The organism is Pseudomonas sp., from assembly GCF_049645325.1.
Lineage (GTDB): Bacteria > Pseudomonadota > Gammaproteobacteria > Pseudomonadales > Pseudomonadaceae > Aquipseudomonas.
The window spans coordinates 1-2,410 of record NZ_JBARTQ010000525.1; the positions used below are offsets into that span (position 1 = coordinate 1).

General features: G+C 62.1%; 2 protein-coding genes. One reads left to right on the forward strand and one right to left on the reverse strand.

Going from position 1 to position 2,410, the window contains the following annotated elements:
* Window positions 1-71 precede the first annotated feature (71 nt).
* On the reverse strand, window positions 72-1,076 hold the full coding sequence (locus WBB95_RS22355; protein WP_424489549.1) for an AraC family transcriptional regulator: 1,005 nt from the start codon (window positions 1,074-1,076) through the stop codon (window positions 72-74).
* Window positions 1,077-1,177: 101 nt separating this feature from the next.
* Here WBB95_RS22355 and WBB95_RS22360 point away from each other — a divergent pair, with 101 nt between their 5' ends.
* Window positions 1,178-2,251: a fatty acid desaturase gene (locus WBB95_RS22360; protein ID WP_424489550.1), complete on the forward strand. Its 1,074-nt coding sequence runs from the start codon at window positions 1,178-1,180 to the stop codon at window positions 2,249-2,251.
* The last annotated feature ends 159 nt before the right edge of the window (window positions 2,252-2,410 follow it).

A 2,410-nucleotide genomic window follows, 5' to 3' on the forward strand; every position in this document is an offset into this window, starting at 1 on the left:
AAGCCCGCTCACTACAACGATGTGTAGATACTTATGCTGCGATGAGGCCCTCACCGCCACCCAAAATCTGCCTACCGCAACCCATCCCGAAACTGCCCCGGCGTCATCCCGGTCCAGCGCTTGAACGCCCGGCTGAAGCTGCTGGTGTCGGCAAACCCGAGTAAATGGCTGATCTCCGCCAACGAACACTGCGGGTCCCGCAAGTGCTGCAGCGCCAGGTTCTCCCGGCATTCATTGAGCAGTGCATCAAAGCGACAGCCTTCGTCCGCCAGGTGCCGCTGCAGGCTGCGCAAACTCAAGTGCAACGCCTGGGCGATACGTTCGGCGCTCGGCTCGCCGTCCGGCAATTGCGCCTCGATGGCGCCGCGCACCTTGCGCTCCCAGGTCAGCGGTTGCAGTTGGGCCAGCGTGCGCTTGAGCACGGTTTCGTTGTGCGCGGCCAACTCCGGGTTGGCGTCGTCCAGGTGGCTGTCGAAATCCTGCGCGGCAAACTCGAGCCGATCCTCCTCTGCGCCGAAAAACACCGGTGCGCGAAACACCGTGTGCCACGGCTTGGGGTCTGCCGGCTCCGGTCGTCGCAGGTGTACGGCCAAGGGTGCGTATTCGCGGCCCAGGCGGTTGCGGCAGGTGCGCACATAAATCGCCGCAAACGCATCGATGGCTTCGAAGGCTGGCGCCGGGCTCCCCTGGGGTTTCAGCAAACGAAACCGATAGCGCTCGCCCTCCCGGCTAAGCTCCAGCGTCAGGGCGTCGCTGACCACTTGGTGGTAACGCACGATGCGCTCGAACACCTCGCGCAAACTGCCGCTGGCCACCAGGGCGTACCCCAGCGCGTGAAAGGTCGTGGGGCTGACAAACCGTGACACCCGCAACCCGATTGCCGGATCGCCGCTGGCGTTCACCGCCAGTTCCCACAAGCGCGTGGTGGCCGACAGCGGGTAGCGCGCGTTGGGGTCGTCCATCTGCTGCGGGTCGAGCCCGGCCTGCACGCACAGCGCGGCACTGTCGAGGTCCAGGGCGTCGAGCTGCTTGCGCAGCGCGCGGGTCCAGCTGGCGAGTGAGGTGGGTTCGGTCATGGCGATTGGCGCTTGCGGTCAACAGGTTGGCGTGTGGGGCTGATGCTCTGGCGCACCGCTTGGGCCAGGATGCATCTGTCAATAAACAAGAGGATGGGAGCATGGACGGTACTTCTGCAAGTCCCCAACAGATGAACGCACAGCAGCGTTCAGCAAAAATTCGCGAGGTGGTGCTCGCCGAAGGCGTGCGACTGCGCCAGCAGCACCCCTGGCTGTTGCATCAGGACGCGCTGGGCGCGGGCATCCTGGCCTTTGCGTTGGTGGGCATGCTCGGTTCGGCGGCGCTCTACATCACCGGCCACATGGCTTGGTGGGTGTGCCTGTTGCTCAACGCATTCCTGGCCTCGCTGACCCACGAGCTGGAACACGACCTGATCCACAGCATGTACTTTCGCAAGCAGCGCCTGCCCCACAACCTGATGATGGGCCTGGTGTGGCTGGCGCGGCCAAGCACGATCAACCCGTGGATTCGCCGGCACCTGCACCTCAATCACCATAAAGTCTCCGGTACCGAGACCGACATGGAAGAGCGCGCCATCACCAATGGCGAGCCGTGGGGTTTCGCGCGGTTGCTGATGGTCGGCGATAACGTGATGTCGGCGTTTATCCGCATGCTGCGCGCGAAAACCTGGGGCCACAAATTCAAGATTCTCAAGCGCTCGTTGCTGGTGTACGCACCGCTGGCGCTGCTGCACTGGGGCGCTTGGTATGTGTTTCTTGGTTTTCATGCGGCCAATGGCATTGCCAGCCTGATGGGCACGCCCATCGAGTGGTCAGCCGGCACCTTGCAGCTGATGCAGGTGGTCGATATCGCTGCGGTGGTGATCATCGGTCCGAATGTGCTGCGCACGTTCTGCCTGCACTTTGTCAGCTCCAACATGCATTACTACGGCGATGTGGAGTTGGGTAATGTGATCCAGCAAACCCAGGTGCTCAACCCTTGGTGGATGTGGCCGTTGCAGGCGTTTTGCTTCAACTTCGGCAGTACCCATGGCATTCACCATTTTGTGGTGAAGGAGCCGTTCTATATTCGCCAGATGACGGCGAGGGTGGCGCACAAGGTTATGGCTGAGATGGGGGTGCGGTTCAACGATTTTGGTACGTTTGCGCGGGCTAATCGGCTTGAGCCTCGGGTGCAGGTGCTGCCTCAGGAACGGCGTGTGGCTGAGGCTTGAGGTTGGGTTGTTGGTGTGTTGGGGGGGTGAGTACATATCCGTTGTTGGGGTGATGGCGGGTATGGGTTCCGCTCTTACAGCGGCTCACTTTTGATAGAGCGCAAAAGTAAGCAAAACGCTCTTGCCCCTCCACTCGGCACCTCGCCTAGGCTCGGTGTG

Excerpts from the sequence above, each read along its gene's own strand:
- WBB95_RS22355 (WP_424489549.1), bottom strand. The coding sequence starts at position 1,076 with ATGACCGAACCCACCTCACTCGCCAGCTGGACCCGCGCGCTGCGCAAG.
- WBB95_RS22360 (WP_424489550.1), top strand. The coding sequence starts at position 1,178 with ATGGACGGTACTTCTGCAAGTCCCCAACAGATGAACGCACAGCAGCGT.